The sequence below is a fragment of the Mycobacterium sp. NPDC050551 genome (assembly GCF_040674075.1).
In the GTDB taxonomy this organism is placed as follows: Bacteria; Actinomycetota; Actinomycetes; order Mycobacteriales; family Mycobacteriaceae; genus Mycobacterium.
In genome coordinates, this window is the sequence record NZ_JBFARC010000003.1 from 344,852 (window position 1) to 366,105 (window position 21,254).

The window sequence follows — 21,254 nt, forward strand, 5'->3', positions numbered from 1 at the left end:
GATGGCTGCCTACACCGCGAACCTGCGTGTCTGGCGCGGCGACGTCAGCGGCGGTGAGCTGCGCGACTTCCAGGTCGAGGTGAACGAGGGCGAGGTGGTGCTCGACATCATCCACCGCCTGCAGGCCACCCAGACCCCCGACCTCGCCGTGCGGTGGAACTGCAAGGCGGGCAAGTGCGGGTCGTGCTCGGCGGAGATCAACGGCAGGCCGCGGCTGTTGTGCATGACCCGGATGTCCACCTTCGGGGAGGACGAGACCGTCACGGTGACGCCGCTGCGGACGTTCCCGGTGATGCGCGACCTCGTCACCGACGTGAACTTCAACTACGAGAAGGCCCGCGAGATCCCGGCGTTCACGCCACCGAAGGACCTGCAGCCCGGTGAGTACCGGATGCAGCAGGAAGACGTGAACCGCAGCCAGGAGTTCCGCAAGTGCATCGAGTGCTTCCTGTGCCAGAACGTGTGTCACGTGGTGCGCGACCACGAGGAGAACAAGGAGGCGTTCGCCGGGCCGCGATTCCTGATGCGCATCGCCGAGCTCGACATGCATCCCCTCGACGTCGCCGACCGCCAGAACATGGCGCAGGAGGAGCACGGCCTCGGCTACTGCAACATCACCAAGTGCTGCACCGAGGTCTGCCCCGAGCACATCAAGATCACCGACAACGCGCTGATCCCGATGAAGGAGCGCGTCGCGGACCGCAAGTACGACCCGGTGGTGTGGCTGGGCAACAAGCTGTTCCGGCGGAGTTGATGCCAGCGTCGTCGCGAGTATGAAACGTGGGCGGAGATCCTCAGGGATCTCCGCCCACGTTTCACTTTCGGGGCCCACCGTCGGGGGTTCATCGGCGTACCCTCGGCAACAGCGGCCAATCAACGACGAAAGGCAGCCCGTCCATGTCTCAGATCGTCAGCGTCAACGACATCCGCACCGCCATCCGCGAGCTTTCCACCCGCGCCGCACTGGCACGCAAAGAGGGTAGGCCCGGCGACGCGGACGAGATCGAGCAGCGGATCCAGCACTACCGCGAGGAGCTCGCCGCCCGTCCCTGACGGGGACACGTCCAGCCGGTGTCAGTCACCCAGCCGCCGGAAGGCGCTGCGGTGGAAGACGATCGGTGCCACGTTGTCGTGCACCCGGATGTCGTTGACGCGGAGCACCACGATCGTGTGATCGCCGGCGGCCACCAACTGGTCGATGGCGCTCTCCAGCCACACGCTGGTGCCCTCGATGAATACCGCCCCGGAATCCGTCGAGACGGTGTGTAACCCCGCGAAGCGGTCACCGGTCTTGGCAGCCAGGCTGCGCGCGGCGGCGTCGTGGGCCTCCCCCAGCACACTGATGCCCAGCGACGGCAGATCCTTCAGCTTCGGCCAGGTGGTCGAGCTGTTCTGAACGCAGAACGAGACCAGCGGCGGATCCAGCGACACCGGCACGAAGGTGCTCGCCGCCAGTCCGATCCGGATGCCGTCCACCTCGGCGGCGATCGCGATCACACCGGTGGGAAAGTGCCCGAACGCTTCGCGCAGCGAGGCCGGACTCAGGTCTGTGGCGCTCATGTCCTTCCCATCTTCACACAGCGGGTCACCTGTCCATGATGGCCGTCATCGGCGCCGCCGGCCACGGTCGCGATCGTCGTGAACGCAAGCCAGGCGGAGGACCCGGGAGAAGTTCTCGCGCGGCCGGTAACGTGACGCCGACCATGTGGATACCGCTACTGATGATGGCCGTAGCGGTCAGCCTCGAACCGTTCCGGATCGGCATGACGGTACTGATGGTCAACCGGCCCAGACCGGCTCTTCAACTGGTCACCTTCCTCATCGGCGGTTTCGCGATGGGCACCGCGGTGGGCGTGATCGTGCTGTTCGTGCTGCGGCCGGCGATGGGGTCCGCGCATGTCACGCTGCCCCGGGTGCAGATCGTGGTCGGCGCCCTGCTGCTGGCCAACGCGGCGCTGGTGGCGGCGGGCCTGTGGGGCGGCAGGCGCGGTGACGGGACACCGGGCCGACTCCAGGGGCCGCTGGCCACCCGGGCACGCCAACTGCTCACCGGCGGTTCACTGTGGACGGCGGGCGTCGCGGGCCTCGGCATCGCGCTACCGTCGGTCGACTACGTCGCGGCGCTGGCGCTCATCGTCGCCTCCGGCGCCACCGCCTCCGTTCAGGTCAGCGCCCTGGTGCTGTTCAACGTCGTGGCGTTCGCACTGGTGGAGATCCCGCTGCTGGCCTACGTGGTGGCTCCGGACAAAACCCGCGCCATGCTGGCTGCGCTGTACGACTGGCTGCGCTCACACGGCCGCCTCGGCGTCGCCGCCCTGCTGACGCTGGTCGGCTGCGTGCTGGTAGGCGCCGGGCTCTCGGGACTGTAGGCCGCTACGGCTTCGGCGGATTGTTCAGCACGAACTGCGCACCGGACAGCAACTGCGAGATCGGATCGGTGCCGCCGCCGCCGAACGATGCGTCGGTGGACGGCGCGGTGACCTCCGCCGGGTCGTAGCCGTGCACCGGATCGACCGTGATCGGCGCGGTCGCCGGATCGTTGTTGCGCGAGTAGCCGGCGTCGACCATCGGGAGCAGGACACCGTCCAGCCTGTTCAGTGTCGGCTCGTCGACGCCGAGGTACTTGAACGCCATCACCAGCGGCAGATGCTGCTCCGGCACCATGTACGACGTGGTCTTCGCACCCTTGGAGTTCACCGTGGTCCGGATGTTGCGCTCCGGCACATTGATGTTGCTCGGATCGGTGAACGCCACCGCCGTGTGTCCGGTCGCCAGGCCCGCGATCGCGTTCACCACGCTCATCCAGTTGTTGTCCGGCTGATCCGGCCAGTCGGCGATGCTGTCGTAGGGCGAGATGAACTGGTAAGTGTCGTACTGGCTTTCGACCGGGGCCGGGATGCGATAGTCCAGCGACGGCACCACGGCGCCGACCGGGAACATCTGCGTCAGGAAGCCCTCACCGAAGGCGTGCCTGCCCACCGGGTCGCCGAACATCGCGAAGCTGAGCTGATCCCGCGGCGGCGCGTTCGGGTCGTTCGCGAGCTGCGCCTGCACCTCGTTGAGCACCATCGCGCCCTCGGACAGCCCCATCACGGTGCCCGGGCCGCCCGCCTTGATCGCCTGGACGGTCTGCGGCGCCCCGACGGTGATCGACTCACCGACGCTGGGGCCGTCGAGACCGAGCCCCGGCAGGATCTCCTCGCCGGCCGCGCCGATTCCCGGGAAGAACCGCTCGAGCGTGTGTCCCTGCACCTGCCCCGCCGGGTAGCGGACGATCTGCTTCTGTTCCTGGTTGGCGGGGAACCACTTCTTGCCGGTGTCCATGATGTATTGGTCGTACGGGATGCCCAGCACGTGCGCACCGCCGAGCGCGTAGCCCTTGCCGGGCGTCCCGATCCCCGGCGGAGGTGAGGTGTCGGGGGCGCCACGATCGGCCGTCCAGCCGGGCTGCGGTTCCTCGGCCGACGCGGTACCGGCGCCGCCGAAAATCCCTGTGGCACTGACCGTCACCACCGCAGTGACCGAGACGAGAAGTCTGCGCATCATCACTCCCGCCTGGTCCACTGAATCGAATCTACCGTGTCTCACCATCGGCATCAGGCGTCCAACCGGACGAACTCGTCCTGCCGGTACTGCTCGACGCACGCCGCGCGCCGGATCTTGCCGCTCGTCGTCGTGGGGATCGAACCCGGAGGCACCAGGACGAGATCGCCGACGTTCAGGCCGTGGGCGTTGGAGATCGCCGAGGTGACATCGCTCTTGACCCCGCTGAGCCAGTGCCCCGCCTCGACCGTCGACTCGCCGCGCTTCTTCACCTCGATGACGGTGACGAGCTTCTCGGTGCTGTTCACCGGGACCGCGATCGCCGCGACCCTGCCGCCGGTGATCTGCTGCACCGTCGCCTCGATGTCCTCGGGATAGTGGTTGCGCCCCCGGATGATCAGCAGGTCCTTGATGCGGCCGACGATGAACAGCTCACCCTCGGAGACGAATCCGAGGTCGCCGGTGCGCAGCCATGGCCCTTCGGCCGTACCCGGCGACGGGTCGACGATCGTCGCCCCGAAGCAGCGCTGCTCCTCGGGCGGCCTGCTCCAGTAGCCTGCCGCGACGTTGTCGCCGTGCACCCAGATCTCGCCGACCACATCCTGGGGGCATTCCCGGCAGGTGTCGACGTCGACGATCCGCACCACGGGTGATTGCGGCAGAACATATTTCGCCAGCGCGGAGCCGGCCTTCGGCGCACACCGCCTGGCGCGGCCCGCCGACAGTTCGTCGACGTCGAAATGGGCGGGCTCGGCCGATTCGCTCCAGGTCCCGGTGGCCACGAAGACCGTCGCCTCGGCCAGCCCGTAGGACGGGCGCAGCATGTGATCACGGAAGTCGAAGTGCGCGAACCGGTCCGCGAAGCGTTCCAGAGTGGCCGGCTCGACACGTTCGGCGCCGTTGATGATGCCCACCACGCCGCCGAAGTCCAGCCCGTCGAGGTCGCTGTCCTTGGTCTTGCGGGCGGCCAGGTCGAAGGCGAAGTTGGGCGCCGCAGAGAATGCGCGGGGGTTCTCCGCCAGCGCCCGCAGCCATCGGGAAGGCTTCTCCAAGAAGGCGACCGGGCTCATCAGCACACCGGGATAGCCGCTGAGGATGGGAGCGCAGACGCCGAGAACCAGACCCATGTCGTGGTAGAAGGGCAACCACGACACGAACGTGCCACCGGTCGCGGACGCCCGCGCATCGGCGAAGAAGGTGCGCATCAACTGCTCGAAGTTCACCTGCAGGTTGCGGTGGGAGATGATGACCCCGGTCGGCAGCCGGGTCGAGCCCGAGCTGTACTGCAGGTACGCCGTGCTGGGATATCCGGCCGCCTCGAGGCCCGGCCCGTCGGCGGCGACGTCGAGATTCAGCGCGTCGACCGCGACGATCTTCGGTGCGGTGTCCATCTGGGACTGATCGACGTAGTCGCCGACGTCCTCGGCGGCCGCCGACGTCGTGAGCACGACCGCAGGCCTGGTGTCGAGGAAGACCGAACTCACGCGCTCGTGGCTCGATCCGCGATGCGGCAGCGGAAGCGGCACCGCGACCAGACCGGCCTGCATGGAGCCCAGGAAGGCCAGGATGTACTCCATGCCCTGCGGGGCGAGGATCACCGCCCGGTCACCCACCGAGGCGTGCAGCCGAATCTCGCGCGCCACGTTCATGGTTCGGCGCGAGAGCTGCGACCAGGTCACGGTCTCGGTGATCCCGGACGGGTCCTGGGCGTACTCGGTGAAGGTGAATGCGACGTCGTCGGGCCGCATGCTGGCGCGCCCGTGCAGCATCGACAGGATCGTCGACGCGGGAACATCCGTACCGCTGAAATCCGTGGGGAGCTTCGTCATCCGTACTCCTGATCGCTCCGCTTCGTTCCGAAGCCTTGCATACATCGTGTGTGTGCGCTCGCCGCCCATGGCTAGGCACTCGGTTCCGGTGTCCGCGACACCGTCGGTTGCGCCGCCACCCGCGACGGCCAGAAGTTCGCCCGGCCGAGCAGTGCGGCGATGGCGGGCACCGTGATGGTGCGCACCACGAATGTGTCCAGCAGGATCCCCACCCCGATCACGAAACCGCCCTGGATCACGATGCCGATGCTGGAGAACAACAGGCCGGCCATCGAGGCCGCGAAGATCAGACCCGCGGCGGTGATCACACCGCCTGTCGAACCGAGGGTCCGGATGATGCCGTACCGCATGCTGTGTGGTGACTCGTCACGCATTCGCGAGACGAGCAGCATGTTGTAGTCGGCGCCCACCGCGACCAGCACCACGAACGCCAAAGGTGGCACGCTCCAGTGCAGTTGCTGGTCGAGGAAGAACTGGAAGGTCAGCACGCCGACGCCGATCGCCGCGAAGTACGACAGCACCACCGACCCGACCAGGTAGAGCGGTGCGACGACGGCACGCAGCAGCACCATCAGCGTCAGCAGCACCACGATGATGGTCGCGGCGATGATGAACCGGATGTCCTGCTGGTAGTAGTCGCGCGTGTCCCGCAGGGCGACGGGATATCCGCCCATCGAGATCGTGGCGTCGGCCAGGGTGGTGTTCGGCTGGGCGTCCCTGGCGATGTCGGCGATCTGGTTGACCTGATCCATCGCCTCCGCGCTGAACGGATTCAGTTCGGTCTGGACGAGATACCTCACCGATCGGCCGTCGGGCGAGATGTAGGCCTTGGCGGCCTTCTGGAAGTCCGCCAGACCCAGCACCTCGGCAGGGATGTTGAAGCCCGCCTGTGCGGGATCCGCGGCGTTGTTCCGCATCGTCAGCAGGAACGTCGACGCCTCGTTCAGTCCTGAGGCGATCACCTTGACCTGCTTGACCAGTTCGTCCACGCCGCCTGCCACCTCGCGGCTTCCGCCGGCCAGCTGGTTGGCGCCCCGCTGCAGCTCCTTCAGACCCTGCTGGGGGCCGCCGGGCCCGTTGAGCCCCATCGCGTTTACCGCCTTGGTGACGTTGGCGAGCGCCTTGTTGAGCTTGCTCACCGTCGCGTTGAGGGTCTGCTTGTTGTCGACGTCCTGCAGCTCGTGCGCGAGCTCGTTGATCTGGTCGAGGCTGCCGTCGTTGTCCGCGTCGACCAGTTTCTGGAACTGGATCCGGGTGGCGCTGCAGGAGGGGTTGGCATCGCAGATCTGGTTGCCCTGCAACGCCGTGAGGACCGGCCCGATCCAGGCGAACATGTCCTTGACCGCGCGGAAGTTGACGCCCATCGAGTTCGCGAGCGCGTTGACGCTCTGCACGAGCTTGGCCGCCACCTCCACGTCGCGCACCAGCTTGTCGCCGCCGTACTCGGTGCGCACCGAGGAGAACGTGTCGACCAGGCTCTGGATGCTCGGCGCGATCTGGTTGATCTGGCCGCGCACGTCGGCGAGGCTGTCGGCCAGCGTGTCCGCCCCGGCCGTCAGTCGGCTGAGATCGCCTGTGCGCTGGCCGATCTGGGCCGAGCCGTCGGCAAGCCGGTCACCGACCAGGCCCGCCTGGTACGTGGCCCTGAACTCCGGCGGCACGTCGCCGAGTGGCCGGGTGACACCGCTGATCAGCCCGATGTCCGGCAGCTGTGCGACGCGCGACGCCAGCTGCTCCAGATCCGCGAGGGCCCGCGGGTTGCGCAGGTCGTGCGGTGACTGGATGAGGATGTACTCGGGGATCGACTGGCTGATGGGGAAGTGCCGTTCCAGCGCGGTGTAGCCGATCGAGCTGGCGGCCGAGGCGGGCACCACCTTGCGATCGTCGTAGTTGTAGCGCGCGAAGACGGCGATGCCGGCCAGCAGGCCCAGCACGAGCACGCTCACCACGAGGTGCGGCACCGGCCTGCGCACGATGCGGATCCCGGAGCGCCGCCAGAAGCCGGCGGTCAGTTCGCGCCGTGGTTTGACCCAGCCGCGCGGTCCGGCGAGCACGAGGATCGCCGGTAGCAGGGTCACGCCGGCGAGGAACGCGACGGCGATGCCGATCGCCGCCGACACCCCGACCGTCCGGAACACCCCCATCTGCGTGAAGCTCAGCAGCAGGAAGGTCAGGCCGACCGTGGTGGCGGACGCGGTGATCACCTTGCCGATCGAGATCATCGCCGCCTTGACCGCCTGGTCGTAGTCCTTACCCGCCCGCAGGTAGTCGTGGTATCGGCTGATCAGGAACACCGCGTAGTCGGTTCCGGCGCCGGCCATGATCGCGCTGAGGAAGACGATGGACTGGTTGGAGACACCCCAACCGGTCAACTCGGAGAACGCCGCCACCACTGACTGCGCGATCAGCAGGGACGATCCGATGGTCACCAGCGGCAACAGCATGGTGACCGCGCTGCGGTAGACCAGCAGCAGCACGCCGAGCACCAGGACGGCGATGGCGATCTCGATGGGCAGCCGATCGTTCTCCCCCGCGACGGTGAGGTCGGCGACCGTGGCGGCGGGGCCGGTGAGGTGCACGTCGACCGTGCTGCCCGCGACGGCGGTCTTGATGACGTCGGCCACCCGGTTGAACGACTCGAACGCCCGCGGCGTGCCGAGCTCGCCCGCGAGGCCCACCGGCAGGACCCACGTCGTCTTGTCCTCGCTGGTGAGGAACTGCCGCAGTTGGGGGGTGCCGACGAAGTCCTGCACCGACACGACGTCGGTCACGTCGTCACGCAGGGCGTCCACGAGCTTGCGGTAGGTCGCCTCGTCGGCGGGTTCCAGGCCGTTCTCGTTGATCAACGCCACCAGCAGGAGGTTGTCGTTGCCCGGTTCCTGGAAGGCCTCGGTCATCTTCGCGGCCGTGACGCTCGACGGCGCGTCACTGGGCAGGATCGCCAGCGGATGCTTCTGGGCCATCTCGCCGAGGGACGGCGACGACAGCGGCAGGGCGATCAGCAGGGCGATCCACACCCCGATCACCGCCCAGGGCCAGCGCACCACCAGATCGGCTAGCCGTCGCATATCGCACTCACATTCACGCCGAAGTCACGCATCGCGGAGATCCCTGGCCATTCCTTTGCCCGCCGCTACGCGACGCGCCCCCAGTGCCCGGTGTCAGCAACCCGGCTCGTGACCGAACTCATCGCCTCCATGTACCGGGTGACCGACTTCTCGGCGACACCGTTGTCCGGATGCATGATCGCCATGACCGTGCCCTCGCCGTACCGGAAGATGTAGATCGTCAACTGGTAGGAGAACCGGTTGTCGGGATACATCCCGATGTTGTTCGCCAAGCCCATCTCGCCCGCCGCCAGAATGGCGTTCAACGGTGCGGCGCCCCCGTGCAGGAAGTTCGTCACCGGGAAGTTCGCCTGCGGCCAGTTCAGCCACGGCGCCAGTTCCAGGACCCGGTAGTACGGCACCCTCGCCATGTCCAGGCCGGAATCGAACGCCGTCTGCGCCGCGCCCGCGGCATCGCTGAACGAGGTCGCCGCGATCGGCACGGTGATCGGTATCAGGCCGGTGAACCAGCCCTGCGTCATGAAGTTGTCGCCACCGGTGCGGGAGTCCCTCGGGGTGAGCCCGTAGTACGTCAGGGCACCGGTGAACTCGTGCTCCACCAGACCCAGGCAGGCGAACAGGCCGCCGACGAAGCGGGCGCCCGCGGCGCTGCAGGCAGATTCGAACCGGTCCGTCTGCGCCGTGTCCATCAGGACTTGAGACGACCAGGCGCTGCTCATGGCCTCATTCGGGTTGCCAAGCGGCAACGGGAATTCCGGGAACCCGTCACTGTTGTTCTCGGCGAATTCGATCCACGCACGCACCCCCGGCGAATCCAGGGTCAACGTCGAGGTGTGTTCACGCTCGCGGACACAGAATTCGTCGAAGCTCCCGGCGTCGGGCAGCGCGAGTGCCTGACCGGTGCCGCTCATGGCCGAATACATGCCGTTGGCTTCCATCATCGTCGTGCCGATCAAGGTCGCATCCCCGTGCACGTGATCCATGGCGGCGAAGAACGTGAAGTGGTCTTCGTGCTGGACGATCCCGAAGGTGAAGCAGGCCCACTCCAGCGGACTGGGGATAGCCACGACGTGGTTCCGGATCTCGTCGACCGTCATCCGCCCCTGGTCGACGGGGACGAATTCGATGGCGTCCGGATCTTCGATAGCGTGCCTCACGAATTTGCCAGGATCGGTCTGTTCGAACCAGCTGCGGAAGGTGTCGTGGCGGCGGATGTAGGAGTTGACGGCGTGGTCCATGGCGGCTATGTCACAGACACCGGCCACCTCGCAGCTGGCGATGATCTGTCGCGAGAAGTTGAGGCCTGCGGCCTCGCGTTCGCAGTAGTTGCGAAGGTGCTGGCTCTGCATGTAGCTAACCGGGACAGAACTGACCGGAGCGCGGCTCGCTGTTTCCTGAGCCGCGGCCGTCGGATGCCAGGAAGTGACCGATCCCGGAGTCAGTGACCATTCACCAAGTGCGCCAACAGTTATCTTCCCGATGCGCAAAACCCGGTCCCTTCGCTCACTTCTCGTCGGCCCGATTTCCGGACCCGGCAAATCGTGCCGCGGCATCAACGTACCCGAGGTTCGGCCGCACCCGCCGTGCACGACCGGAGCCGGGACATGGAGGCGCGCATACGTCGGGCAGGCGTGCCATAGTGTGCGTCGGAGTTCACACGATCTTGGTTCACGCGGTCGTTACTACTGTCCAGTAGGTTAGCCTGACTACTGCGTAAATTACCGCAAGGCCCCCCAAGGAGACAACCGCATGGGATCTGCTCAACACCCGACCGAGCCGGCCCAGCGGTTTGCCATCGTTGGCTATGCGGCGCGTTTTCCCGGTGCGGCGGATGCCGACGGCTTCTGGGACGTGTTGCGCGACGGCCGTGACGCGGTGTCGGAGATCCCCGCCGATCGCTGGGACGCCGAGGCGTTCTTCGATCCCGAGCCCGGCGCCGCAGGCAAGGTGGTGACCCGGCGTGCGGGTTTCGTCGACGACGTGACGGGCTTCGACGCGCCGTTCTTCGGCATGTCGACGCGCGAGGTCAGGATGATGGACCCGCAGCATCGGATCCTGCTGGAGACGGCGTGGCGCGCGGTGGAGCACTCGGGCACCGCGCCCACCGCGCTCGCCGAGTCCAACACCGGCGTGTTCGTGGGTCTGGCCACCCACGACTACCTGGGAATGGCATCCGACCAACTGACCTATCCCGAGATCGAGGCCTACCTGGCCATCGGCACGTCGAGCGCCGCGGCGGCAGGCCGGATCAGCTACCGGCTGGGGCTGCAGGGTCCCGCGGTGGCCGTCGACACCGCGTGCAGTTCGTCGCTCGTCGCGATCCACCAGGCGTGCCAGGCGCTGCGCCTGGGAGAGTGCGACCTCGCGCTGGCGGGCGGTGCGAACGTGCTGCTCACTCCGGCAACGATGATCACGTTCTCCAACGCCCAGATGCTCGCGCCCGACGGCAGGTGCAAGACCTTCGACGCCGCCGCCGACGGCTACGTGCGCGGCGAGGGCTGCGGCGTCATCGTCATCAAGCGCCTCGAGGACGCCATCCGTGACGGTGACCGCATCCGTGCGGTGATCCGCGGCAGCGCGATCAACCAGGACGGCGCATCGGGCGGGTTGACGGTTCCGAACGGCGTTGCGCAGCAACGGGTCATCGCCGATGCGCTGAAGCGCGCCGACCTCGAACCCAGCGACGTCGGATACCTGGAGGCGCACGGCACCGGGACGTCGCTGGGCGACCCGATCGAAGCGCAGGCCGCAGGCGCGGTGCTCGGCGCCGGACGTGATCCCGGCCGGCCGCTGCTGATCGGTTCGGCGAAGACGAACATCGGCCACCTGGAGGCCGCCGCAGGCATCGCCGGTGTCATCAAGGTGATCCTCTCGCTCGAGAACGAGACCCTGCCGAAGCACCTGCATTTCGAGAACCCGTCACCGCACATCCCCTGGGACCGGCTCCCGGTCCAGGTGGTCACAGAGACCATGCCCTGGAAGAGCAACGGCAGGTCGCGCATCGCGGGCGTCAGCTCATTCGGGTTCGCCGGCACCAACGCCCACGTGATCCTCGAGGAGGCGCCCGCAGAGGCGGCACAGATCGCCGCGAGTGCGGCCCCGGTGCTCGACGACGCCGCCGACGCGGCCCGGTTCAGCATCCTGCCGCTCTCCGCGCACACCCCGGCCGCGCTGGCCGCGCTGGCCGACCGGTACCGCGAATGGATGAGCGGACATCCCGAGGCCACCCTGGCCGACGTGTGCTTCACCGCAGGGGCCGGACGGGCACACCTGAAGCACCGCGCCGCGCTGGTGGCCGACTCGAGGGAATCCGCGGTCGAACTGCTTCGCGCCGTGGCCGACGACCGCCCGGCGCCCGGTCTGGTGCGCGGGGACACCCAGGACGTCCCCAAGACGGCATGGCTGTTCACGGGGCAGGGCAGCCAGTACCCCGGCATGGCCCGGGAGTTGTACGACACCGAGCCGGTTTTCGCCGAGACGCTGAACCGGTGCGCGGCCGCAGTCGGCGACGCGCTCGACAGGCCGCTGCTCGACGTGATCTTCGACCTCGACGGCCCGGAGGCGACGCTGCGGCAGACCTCCTACGCGCAGCCCGCGCTGTTCGCGGTCGAGATGGGTCTGGCCCGGCTGTGGCAGTCGTGGGGCTTCGACCCGGACGTGGTGCTCGGGCACAGCGTCGGCCAGTACTCCGCGGCGTGCGTGGCCGGGGTCTTCAGCCTCGAGGACGGCGCGCAGCTGATGGCCGAACGCGGCCGGCTGTTCGGCAGCCTGCCCGCGGGCGGCCGGATGGTCGCGGTGTTCGCCGCCGCCGAGCGCGTCGAGGGCCTCACCGACGAATACCCGACACTGTCCGTCGCCGCCTACAACGGCGCCAACACCGTGCTGTCCGGACCCGCACAGGATCTGGAGAAGGCGGTCGCCGGACTCGCGGCCGACAACGTGCGATGCGACTGGCTGGACACCAGTCACGCGTTCCACTCGGCGCTGCTCGACCCGATCCTCGACGAATTCGAGACGTACGCGGAGCGGTTCACATTCGCGGCACCGCAACGGATCCTGATCGACAACCGGACCGGCGCCGCGCTCGGCAGGAGCGTCAAGCTCGACGGCGCATACTGGCGCCGCCACGCACGCCAGCCGGTCGAGTTCGCGAAGAGCGTGCGCACGCTGGCCGACATGAACTGCAAGTTGCTGGTGGAGATCGGCCCACGGCCGGTGCTCACCGCCGCAGCACTGAGCACCTGGCCCGACCCGGCCACCGCGCCCCGGGTGATCACCTCGCTGCGCCGCAACACCGCCGACCACCGGCAGATCACCGAGGCCGTCGCGGACTCCTACGTGCTTGGCCACCTGCCTGACTTCGCCGCCATGAGGGAGCCGCACGCACGAAAGCTCGATCTGCCCACATACCCCTTCGAGCGGCGCCAGTACTGGTTCTCCGACGATCGGCCCGACAACAGCGCCGACGACCGGGACGGCGCAGGCACGCACCTGCCACCCGCCGCACGCACGCAGGCCGTCCGGCTTCTCGAGGACGGCCGGATCGGCGAGCTGGCGGCCCTGCTCGACGGCCCGGGCGGCGACGAGCAGACCCTGCAGGTCCTCACCAGACTTGCCGCACAACACAATCAGCAACGATCGACGCAGTCCGTCACCGACAGCCGCTACGAGTTCCGCTGGGAGGAATCCCCCGGTTCGGTCTCCGTCGCCGGCGGCGACCACACCTGGATCCTCGTCGGCGACTCGGCCGATGCCGTCGCGCCGCTGGTGGCCGTCCTCGACGCCCGCGGTCAGCGGCATCGCCTCGTCGGGCTGCCGGTCTCCGACGCCGACTCCGAACAGCTCGTCGAGACGTTACGCTCAGCGGCAGAGGATGATTCGACGCTGCGCATCCTGAACGTCGCGGCGCTGGACGCGGACGCCCACGCCAACTCCGGGCCGTCGATGCGGTCACTGCTGCGGATGCAGCATCGCATCCTGGTGGGGACGCGGCGTCTCTTCCGCGCTGCGGCCGCCGCCGAACTGCGCAGCCCCGTCTGGCTGGTGACCCGTGGCGCGCAGCGCATCACCGACACCGACACCGTGTCGCCCGACCAGACGTGCCTGTGGGGCTTCGGCCGTGCCGCGGCGCTGGAACTCCCGCACGTGTGGGGTGGACTCGCGGACCTGTCGGACGGCAGCGGGGACAAGACCGAGGAATGGTCCCGGTTGATCGACCGGATCACCTCGACGCACGACACGGCGGTCCGGGACGACCAACTGGGACTTCGCGATCGAACGCTGCATGTCCCCCGACTGGTCCGCCGGACCGAGCCCGCCGGCGGCGCACCGCTGCCGCTGCGCGGTGACGCCAGCTATCTGGTGACCGGCGGACTGGGATCCATCGGCCTCGAGATCTCCGCACATCTGGCCGCCAACGGCGCCCGGCACCTGGTGCTGACGAGTCGACGCACGCCCAGCGACGCCGCGCAGCAACGGATCGACGCACTGGGCGCACAACACGGCTGCGAGGTGCGGGTCGTCAGCGCCGACGTCGCCGACGCACACGACGTCGCCCGGCTGCTGGCGGGCGTACAGGACGGCCTGCCGCCGCTGGCCGGTATCGTCCATGCCGCCGGCGAGATCGGCACCACCCCGCTGAGCGACCTGGACGACGCCGAGGTGGATCGCGTCTTCGCCGGAAAAGTCTGGGGTGCATGGCATCTGAGTGAGGCCGCCGCCGACCTCAAGCTCGACTTCTTCATCAGCACCTCGTCGATCGCCTCGGTGTGGGGTGGCTTCGGTCAGACCGCCTACGGCGCGGCCAACGCCTTCCTCGACGCAATGGCATGGCGGATGCGCGAGCAGGGCGTCGCCGGGGCCAGCGTCAACTTCGGCCCCTGGTCGGCGGGGATGGCCGACGCCGAGTCACGCGCGCGGCTCGAGCAGCGCGGCATCGCGACGTTGTCACCCGCCGATGCGCTGGCGGGTCTGGCCGACGTCGTGGCGGCCTCGTCGGCAGGCGGGTCCGCCCACGGAGTGGTGGCCCGCATCGACTGGGCCCGCTTCCTGCCCCTCTACCAGCAGGCGGGGCGGCGGGCGTTCCTCGCGGAGCTGGAGCGCGAGGTACCCGCCCAGCCGGCCGCCGCGGCGCCGGCCGTGACCTCGTCCGGGAAGACCGCACTGGTCGAGCGGCTCACCGGCGCACCACTGCAGCAGCGCAAGAGGCTGATGACCGACTACCTGCGCGACGCGGTGGCCGAGGTGACGCGCGTCGACGCCGCCGAGATCCGCGAGGACGCCGGCTTCTTCGACCTCGGCATGGACTCGCTGATGGCCGTCGAACTCCGGCGCCGCATCGAACAGGGCGTGGGCAAGGACATTCCCGTCACCCTGGTGATGGATCACCCCCGGCTCTCCGACGCGGCCGACTGGCTGCTCGGTGACGTGCTCGGCCTCAGCGAGCAGCCGGCGGCCCCCGCGGAACGTCAGCCCGCGACCACGGCGCCCGCCGACGATCCGATCGCGATCGTCGCCGTCTCGTGCCGCTTTCCCGGCGCGCCGAACCCGGAAGCCTTCTGGGAGGTGCTGTCCGGCGGTGTCGACGCGATCCGCGAGGTCCCCGAGGACCGGTTCGACATCGACGAATTCTACGACCCGGACCCGGACGCCCCGGGCAAGACCTACACGCGCTTCGGCGGATTCCTGGACGGCATCGACGGATTCGACCCCGAGTTCTTCGGCATCTCCCCGCGCGAGGCCGTGTGGATCGAGCCGCAGCAGCGGCTGATGCTCGAAACCGTCTGGGAGGGCCTGGAACGCGCCGGGTACTCACCGGCTGCGCTTCGCGGCAGCAAGACCGGCGTCTTCGTCGGCGTGGCCGCCAACGAGTACGCGCATCTGCTGTCGTCGGAGTCCATCGACAAGATCGAGCCCCACTTCATCACCGGCAATGCGCTCAATGCGATCTCCGGCCGGGTCGCGTTCGCGCTGGGACTCGAGGGACCCGCGGTGGCGGTCGACACCGCGTGCAGCTCGTCGCTGGTGGCCGTCCACCAGGCCGTGCAGGCGTTGCACTCCGGCGACTGCGACCTCGCACTGGCCGGCGGGGTGAACGTCCTCATCAGCCCGGTGACGGTGGTTGCCGCCTCACGCGCCAGGATGCTGTCGCCCGTCGGGCGGTGCAAGACCTTCGACGCCTCCGCGGACGGCTATGTGCGCAGCGAGGGCTGCGGCGTTCTCGTGCTCAAGCGGCTGAGCGACGCCGTGCGCGACGGCGATCGGGTCTGCGCCGTCATCCCCGCCACCGCAGTGAACCAGGACGGCGCGTCCAGCGGTCTGACGGTGCCCAACGGTGGCGCACAGCAGCGGCTCATCGGGACGGCGCTCACCCGCGCCGGACTGACCGGCGGCGACGTCGACTACCTCGAGGCGCACGGCACCGGCACTCCGCTCGGCGACCCCATCGAGGTCCAGGCCGCCGCGGCGGCCTACGGCGGCTCGCGGGACGCCGACCGGCCACTGCTGATGGGATCGGTCAAGACGAACATCGGCCACCTCGAATCCGCCTCTGGCGCAGCGGGTCTGATCAAGGTCGTGTTGTCGCTGCAACATGACGTGCTGCCACAGAGCCTGCACTTCGACAACCCCTCGCCGCACATCCCGTGGGCCTCACTGCCCGTGCGAGTGGTGGACAAGGCGACCCCGTGGCACGCCAACGGCAGGCCGCGACGCGCCGGGGTGAGCTCCTTCGGATTCACCGGCACCAACGCCCACGTGCTGATCGAGGAGGCGCCGCCGCAGGTCGCCGCCGCCGACGGCGAACCGGCCCCTCAGGAGACGCCCGTCGACGTGCTGACGCTGTCCGCACGGTCACCGGAAGCGCTTGCCGCACTGGCGCAGCGGTTCGAGGACTGGTTGAGCGTCCACCCTGAGGCCGACCTCACCGACATCTGCGTCACCGCGGGCACCGGGCGGTCACATTTCGAACACCGTGCCGCCCTGGTGGTCGACTCGGTCGCCGGGGCGCGCGACGGCCTGGCCGAACTGGTGCAGAACCGCCTGCGACCCGGCGTCATCCGCGGTGAGCACACGCACAACCCGACGACGGCGTGGTTGTTCACCGGGCAGGGCAGCCAGTATCCCGGGATGGCGCGGGAGTTGTTCGACACCGAGCCCGTCTTCGCCGAGACCGTGACGCGTTGCGCGGACGCCGTCGCCGACCTGCTGCCCCACCCCTTGCTCGATGTGCTGTTCGCCACCGATCGGGAGGTCTCGGAGAGGTTGCGGCACACGTCCTTTGCGCAGCCGGCGCTGTTCGCCGTCGAGATGGGCCTGGCCAGGCTGTGGCAGTCGTGGGGGATCAAGCCCGACGTGGTGCTCGGACACAGCGTCGGCCAGTATGCCGCGGCGTGTGTGGCCGGTGTCTTCAGCCTCGAGGACGGCGCACGGCTGATGGCCCAGCGCGGCCGGATGTTCGGCAGCCTGCCCGAAGGCGGCCGGATGGTGGCGGTGTTCGCCGACGCCAAGCGGGTCGAGCAGGTCGCCGCGGAGTACCCGCGCGTCTCGGTCGGCGCGTACAACGGACCCAACACTGTTCTCTCCGGACCGGGCGAGGACCTCGAGAAGATCGTCGCCACCTTCACCGACGACGCCATCCGCTGCACCTGGCTGCAGACCAGCCACGCGTTCCACTCGGAGCTGCTGGATCCGGTGCTCGATGAATTCGAGTCGTACGCCGCGCAATTGGAATTCGCGGCGCCGACCCTGCCGCTGGTCTGCAACCGCACCGGCGCGGTGCTGACAGCCCAGACCCCGCTCGACGCGCAGTACTGGCGGCGGCATTCCCGCCAGCCGGTGCAGTTCGCCGAGAGTGTGCGCACCGTGGCCGCCCTCGGCTGCTCGGTGTTGATGGAGATCGGCCCGCAACCGGTGCTGACCGGAGCCGCGGTGCAGGTCTGGCCGGAGCACCTACCCGCCCCGCGGGCGATCGTCTCGCTCCGCAAGGGCGTCGGCGACCGGCGCCAGATCGCCGACGCGGTGGCCGCCGCCTACGTCGGCGGGCACCAGCCCGATTTCGCGGCGTTCCGCTCAGGGCCGCGCCGCCGACTCGAACTGCCCACGTATCCGTTCCAGCACCGCCGCTTCTGGCCCAAGACCTCTGCGATCACCGGCTCCGACAGCAACGGCGCAGGCGTCTCGGGGATCCTGGGCAGCGCGAAGGACCTGGCCTCCGGTGACGTGGTGTACACGAGCAGGTTGTCGGTCAGATCGCAGCCGTGGCTGTCCGACCACGTCATCTACGGCACGGTCGTCGTCCCCGGGGCGACGTACGCGGCAATGGCGCTGGCCGCGGTCGGCCCGCCGGCTCGGGTCAAAGAGGTGTTCTTCTACGAGCCGATCATCCTGCCGGAGAAGGCTTCCCGTGAAGTGCAGCTGACACTGCACCCCGCGGGTGACGGCGGCGAGTCGAAGTTCCAGGTGCACAGTCGTCCCTACGGTGAGCGCGACGTCGAGTGGTCGCTGAACGCCGAAGGCCTCGTGGTCAGCGGTGTCTCCGGCGCGGGAGACGACCCCGATCCCGAGCAGGATCCGGTCGACGAGGCCATCGAGCGGTGCACCCGCATGCGTCCGCAGGAGCTGTTCGAGACCTTCGCCGACCTGGAACTGGCCTGGGGCCCGACCTGGTCGGGATCCCTGAAGTCGCTGTGGCTGGGCGACGGCGAGGCGATCGGCGACATCCTCGTCGGACAGGAACTCGCCGAGCACCTCGGGACCGAGCCGATGCACCCGGTGCTGATGGACCTGTGCACCGGTGTCGCCTTCCCGGCGTTCCCGGCGCTGCTGGCGGCCGAGCAGGGCGTCAACGACCTGTTCCTGCCGCTGCGGTACGGGCAGGTGACGCTGAAGGAGAAGATGCCCCGGCGGTTCTATTGCCGGGCGAGGTGGCACAACAGCGGCCTCGACAGCGAGACGCAGGTCTTCGATCTCGACTTCCTCGACCGGGACGGCAGCCTGCTCGGCGGGATCCGCGAGTTCACCGTCAAACGCGCACCGCGTGAGGCGCTGCTGCGCGGCCTCGGCGGCGACGCCACCCGGCTGCTCTACACCCTCGGCTGGCACGAGGTGCCGACACCGCCGGCCGGCGATGACGCCGTCACGCCCAGTGGCACCTGGCTGGTCGCCGGGTTCGACGAACTCGCCGCGAAGGTGCCGGGCTGCATCCCGTTCGACCGGAACACCGATCCGGAGCCGCTGGGACAACTGCTGGCGGCGGCCGCCGAGCGCGGCCTGCCGTTCTCCGGCGTCGTCTGGCGCAGCGCAGCACCGGGCGTGCAGGAGTCGGGCGCAGCCGCGACCGCGCGGCTCGAGGACGAGATCGGCCACCTGCTCAGCGCCGTGCACACGGTGCAGAACGCCGGCGTGAAACTGCCCGGCGGACTGTGGATCGTCACCGAGCGGGCCGTGGCCACCGAGTCCGGCGAACCGGTCGACCCGGTTCAGGCCGCGCTGTGGGGCTTCGGTCGCACCACGATCAACGAGGAACCCGCGCTGCGCGCCAGGCTCGTCGACTGCGACGGATCACCGGAGGCGGTGCAGGTGCTCGCCGGCCTGTTGGCCACGCCGGTCGAGGAGCCGGAAATCGCACTGCGCCAAGGCAAGCTGCTGGCGTCCCGATTGGTGCCGTGGGCGCGCAGCGGCAATCTCACCGTGCCGCGCGGGAGTGACTATGTGCTGGCGCCGACCGAGCGCGGTGCGATCGACAACCTGCGGATCACCGAGAAGGAGGTGCCGCCGCCGGACGAGGGCTACGTTCAGGTCCGGGTGGAGGCCGCGGGCCTCAACTTCCGCGACGTGCTGAACGTCCTGGGCCTCTACCCGGGTGATCCCGGACCGATCGGCGGCGACTTCGCCGGCGTCGTCACCCAGTTGGGCGAGGGTGTCAGTGGCGTCGAGGTGGGACAGCGCGTCTACGGCTCCATGCAGGGTGCGTTCTCCAGCCGGTTCAACGTGCCGTCGCAGTTCCTGGCGCCGATCCCGGACGGGGTGAGCGCGGTGGAGGCCGCGACGATTCCCGCTGCGGCGCTGACGGTTCGGCTGTCCTTCGACTGGGCGCAGCTCAAGCCGGGTGACAAGGTGCTTATCCACGCGGCCAGCGGCGGCGTAGGTCTGGCGGCGGTCCAGATGGCGCAGCGGTGCGGTGCCACGGTCTTCGCCACGGCCAGCACCTTCAAGCGCGCCACGCTGCGCAAGCTCGGAGTGGAGTATGTGTACGACTCGCGCACAACCGATTTCGCCGATCAGATCCTGGCGGACACCGACGGCGCCGGCGTCGACGTGGTGCTCAACAGCCTGACCAGCGAAGGGTTCATCGAGGCGACGCTGAAGGCCACCGCCCGTAACGGGCGCTTCGCCGAGATCGCCAAGCGCGACATCTGGCCGCATGAGCAGATGGCCGAGGCCCGCCCCGACATCGCCTACGAGATCGTCGCACTGGACACGGTGATGCTCACCGAACCCGATCGCATCCGCGACCTGCTCACCGAGGTGTCGGATGGACTCGCCGGTGGGGAGTGGACGCCCCTGCCCGCCGAGATCTACCCGCTGAACGAGTCGAGGGCGGCATTCCGGCGCATGCAGCAGGCGCGCCACATCGGCAAGATCGTCGTGCAGATCCCCGATCCACTCACACCACGGCCCGATCGGAGCTACCTGATCACCGGTGGCCTCGGTGCGATCGGTCTGCACACCGCCTCGCATCTGGCTCAGCTCGGCGCCGGTGACATCGTGCTGACCAGCCGGCGTGCGCTGGATCCGGCCGCGCAGAAGGCGATCGAGGAGATCACCGAACGCTACAAGTCCCGCGTCCACGTCTTCACCGCCGATGTCGGTGAGGAGTCCGAGGTCGCGACGCTGCTCGACCGGATCCGCGCGGAGTTGCCGCCGCTGGCCGGCGTGGCGCATCTGGCGGGCGTCCTGGACGATGCGCTGCTGTCGCAGCAGAGCCTCGACCGGTTCCGGACCACGCTGGCGCCCAAGTCATACGGCGCGTGGCACCTGGACCGTCTGACAGCGGACGACGACCTGGACTTCTTCATCGTGTCCTCGTCGGTGTCGAGCCTGTTCGGCTCGCCCGGGCAGTCGAACTACGCCACCGCCAACGCCTGGCTGGACGGCCTGGTCGCCCAGCGGCGGTCCCGCGGCCTGCCCGCCACGGGCATCAACTTCGGCCCGTGGGCCCAGGGCGGCATGGCGTCCTCGGAGGCCGCGACCGCCAACATCAGTGCCCAGGGCCTCGTGCCGCTCGATCCGGCGGCCGCGCTGAGCGCGCTCGGCGAGGTCGTCGCGAACGGGACCGGCCAGGCGACCGTCATCAGGGCGAACTGGCAGCGTGCGGCGAAGGTGCTGGGCAGTTCCCGGCCACCGATCCTCGACCTGGTGCTGCCGAGTGCCGCGGGCGAGGTGACCGGTGACAGCGAGCTGCTCAAGCAGCTGCAGGAGATCCCGGTGCCGCAGCGTGCGGGCTTCGTGACCGAGTTCCTGCAGAAGGAGGTGCAGAACTTCCTGCGGCTGGCGTCGCCGCCCGCCCCGACCAGCCGGTTCCTGGACCTCGGCACGGACTCACTGATGGCGATCGAGCTGCGGAACAGGCTGCACAGTCAGTTCGGCGGCGCGTTCACCATCAATGCGACAGCGGTGTTCGACTACCCGACCATCGGGGGGCTCGCCGAGTACCTGGTGGGCCAGCTGCCCGACGCCGAGGCGACGCCGGAGGCGGCGGCCGAGGAGGCACCGGTCGCTGCAGCTGTCGCGGCGTCCGCTCCGGAGTGACCCG

General features: G+C 69.0%; 9 protein-coding genes. 4 read left to right on the forward strand and 5 right to left on the reverse strand.

The window, feature by feature from the left end:
- Window position 1: 1 nt before the first annotated feature.
- The gene (locus AB0K11_RS14170; protein WP_302913776.1) at window positions 2-754 is read left to right on the forward strand and encodes a succinate dehydrogenase/fumarate reductase iron-sulfur subunit; all 753 of its coding nucleotides are present in this window, start codon (window positions 2-4) and stop codon (window positions 752-754) included.
- Between the two features lie 143 nt (window positions 755-897).
- Complete coding sequence (locus tag AB0K11_RS14175) at window positions 898-1,053, forward strand: hypothetical protein (RefSeq protein WP_364977438.1); 156 nt, start codon at window positions 898-900, stop codon at window positions 1,051-1,053.
- A gap of 21 nt (window positions 1,054-1,074) precedes the next feature.
- Here the strand turns inward: AB0K11_RS14175 and AB0K11_RS14180 are convergent, their stop codons facing one another.
- Window positions 1,075-1,560, reverse strand: coding sequence for a flavin reductase family protein (locus AB0K11_RS14180; RefSeq protein ID WP_364977440.1), 486 nt, complete (start codon window positions 1,558-1,560; stop codon window positions 1,075-1,077).
- A 143-nt stretch (window positions 1,561-1,703) separates the two neighbouring features.
- On the opposite strand from AB0K11_RS14180, the gene AB0K11_RS14185 reads away from it, so the two are divergent.
- Window positions 1,704-2,369, forward strand: a complete 666-nt coding sequence (locus AB0K11_RS14185; protein ID WP_364977442.1) for a GAP family protein — start codon at window positions 1,704-1,706, stop codon at window positions 2,367-2,369.
- Between the two features lie 4 nt (window positions 2,370-2,373).
- Here AB0K11_RS14185 and pe read toward each other — a convergent pair whose 3' ends face one another.
- The 4 genes from pe to AB0K11_RS14205 form a co-directional block, all read right to left on the reverse strand.
- A complete protein-coding gene (pe, locus tag AB0K11_RS14190; RefSeq protein ID WP_364978451.1) occupies window positions 2,374-3,543 on the reverse strand; it encodes an acyltransferase PE in 1,170 nt (389 codons plus the stop codon).
- 53 nt (window positions 3,544-3,596) lie between these two features.
- Window positions 3,597-5,372: an AMP-binding protein gene (locus tag AB0K11_RS14195; RefSeq protein WP_364977444.1), complete on the reverse strand. Its 1,776-nt coding sequence runs from the start codon at window positions 5,370-5,372 to the stop codon at window positions 3,597-3,599.
- 71 nt (window positions 5,373-5,443) lie between these two features.
- Window positions 5,444-8,440, reverse strand: coding sequence for an RND family transporter (locus AB0K11_RS14200; RefSeq protein WP_364977446.1), 2,997 nt, complete (start codon window positions 8,438-8,440; stop codon window positions 5,444-5,446).
- 65 nt (window positions 8,441-8,505) lie between these two features.
- Entirely contained in the window at window positions 8,506-9,927 is a 1,422-nt protein-coding gene (locus tag AB0K11_RS14205) for a condensation domain-containing protein (RefSeq protein WP_364977448.1), read from the reverse strand.
- Window positions 9,928-10,189: 262 nt separating this feature from the next.
- Here AB0K11_RS14205 and AB0K11_RS14210 point away from each other — a divergent pair, with 262 nt between their 5' ends.
- On the forward strand, window positions 10,190-21,250 hold the full coding sequence (locus tag AB0K11_RS14210) for an SDR family NAD(P)-dependent oxidoreductase (RefSeq protein WP_364977450.1): 11,061 nt from the start codon (window positions 10,190-10,192) through the stop codon (window positions 21,248-21,250).
- Window positions 21,251-21,254: the final 4 nt, after the last annotated feature.